Origin of the sequence: Acinetobacter sp. AS5 (assembly GCF_048957595.1) — a bacterium.
GTDB lineage: Bacteria > Pseudomonadota > Gammaproteobacteria > Pseudomonadales > Moraxellaceae > Acinetobacter.
On sequence record NZ_JARDAL010000134.1, the window covers coordinates 1 to 1238 of the forward strand.

The window sequence follows — 1238 nt, forward strand, 5'->3', positions numbered from 1 at the left end:
ACTTTCATGCGATGGCCACGTTTATTACAGAACAGGTAAGCACAATGCGGTTTGATGTAGCCAAAGGCTCTCACCACCTGGGCCATGGTCGTATCCATACCTGCACGCATGTCCATGGGCTGAGTAGACAACCAGATTTCATCAATGCGGATCATGTTGCAAGTGCCTTGAGTAATTCTGCCAAGGCAGGTATTTCTGATGTCTGCCATTTTAGCTGAATATCATTATTCGTATGAGGCACGGTGATACACAACGTGATCCTCTCATCAATAGGTTGGCTGATTGCAGCAGTGTAAGGCAAAGCAATAAATGCTGGATTCACATGAGTAGGATCTTGCACGGCACCATCATGATGGCTGAAGATCCTGATCCAACGACTGACAAGGTTGGCATTAATACTATGTTGCAGTGCGACCGAAGCGATCGAGGTATTAGGATTTTTACAGGCATTGACAATACTGAGTTTGAATTCTTTGCTGTATGTTCTGCGTTTTTTAGCAACAGGAGGTGTTGCTGAATATATATCCATGTTCATGGATTAAGTCCCCACTTGTTTTTAGGTGGGAACTAAATTAAGGCTTATAGGATCGCTTGGTAAGGCTGTGTTAGCCGGATGCTTACGTAGCGAGTCTATTTTGGCTGTGATCAAACGTTCAGGCTATACGGGACGAATGACCACACATGGTTTTAGATCTCTATTCAGTACTGTCGTAAATGAATCGAATCTGTTTAATCCAGATGCCATTGAGCGCCAGCTTGCTCATGTGCCGCAAAATAGAATTCGCTCGGCCTATAACCGAGCGCAATATTGGGATGAAAGGGTAAGGTTGATGGAGTGGTACGGGGAGCAGGTGAGGGAATGGATGGCTCAGTAAAGAGCCCTCCCTTCATCATCACACATTTCAAGTAAATACGATTCATTAATTAATTCTTCAAGTATTTCGCTCTCACTCTTGTTTTTAAAGAGCGCAAGTTTTTTTAGATTTCTTTTCGCTTGTTTTGTGAGAGGTAAGTGGTGTTTTGTCTTGGTTTTTCCCGCATCTCTAAATTTTTGCATACTCCATGATTTTGACATTCTTTGAAGTAATGGTTTTTTTTCTTTTGCTTCAAGGAATAGGCAGTCTAAAGAGGAGGTAATAATAATAGATGGTTGATCCCTTAGTAAGCGTCCGCTGAGCCCCACTTTTTCTAACTCATTAATACCGCGATAGTGTCCACTAAAATTTAAGTGGACACCT

2 protein-coding genes and 2 pseudogenes are annotated in these 1238 nt (G+C 42.4%); 1 reads left to right on the plus strand and 3 read right to left on the minus strand.

Annotated elements, in window-relative coordinates; translation table 11 throughout:
* Both tnpB and PV763_RS17580 read right to left on the minus strand, forming a co-directional pair.
* A partial coding sequence (gene tnpB / locus PV763_RS17575) for an IS66 family insertion sequence element accessory protein TnpB (protein WP_410243036.1) occupies window positions 1-209 on the minus strand: 209 nt, incomplete at its 3' end.
* Complete coding sequence (locus tag PV763_RS17580) at window positions 152-535, minus strand: transposase (protein WP_019836977.1); 384 nt, start codon at window positions 533-535, stop codon at window positions 152-154. The genes PV763_RS17580 and tnpB, both read right to left, overlap by 58 nt.
* Window positions 536-617: 82 nt before the next feature.
* Here PV763_RS17580 and PV763_RS17585 point away from each other — a divergent pair.
* Window positions 618-875: pseudogene (locus tag PV763_RS17585) on the plus strand (tyrosine-type recombinase/integrase); the annotation flags it as partial.
* Here the strand turns inward: PV763_RS17585 and PV763_RS17590 are convergent.
* Window positions 869-1238: pseudogene (locus tag PV763_RS17590) on the minus strand (hypothetical protein); the annotation flags it as partial. The pseudogenes PV763_RS17585 and PV763_RS17590 sit on opposite strands and share 7 nt — an antisense overlap.

What these genes read in the sequence shown, in the direction of transcription:
- PV763_RS17580 (WP_019836977.1), bottom strand. Translation starts at nt 535, where the DNA reads ATGAACATGGATATATATTCAGCAACACCTCCTGTTGCTAAAAAACGC.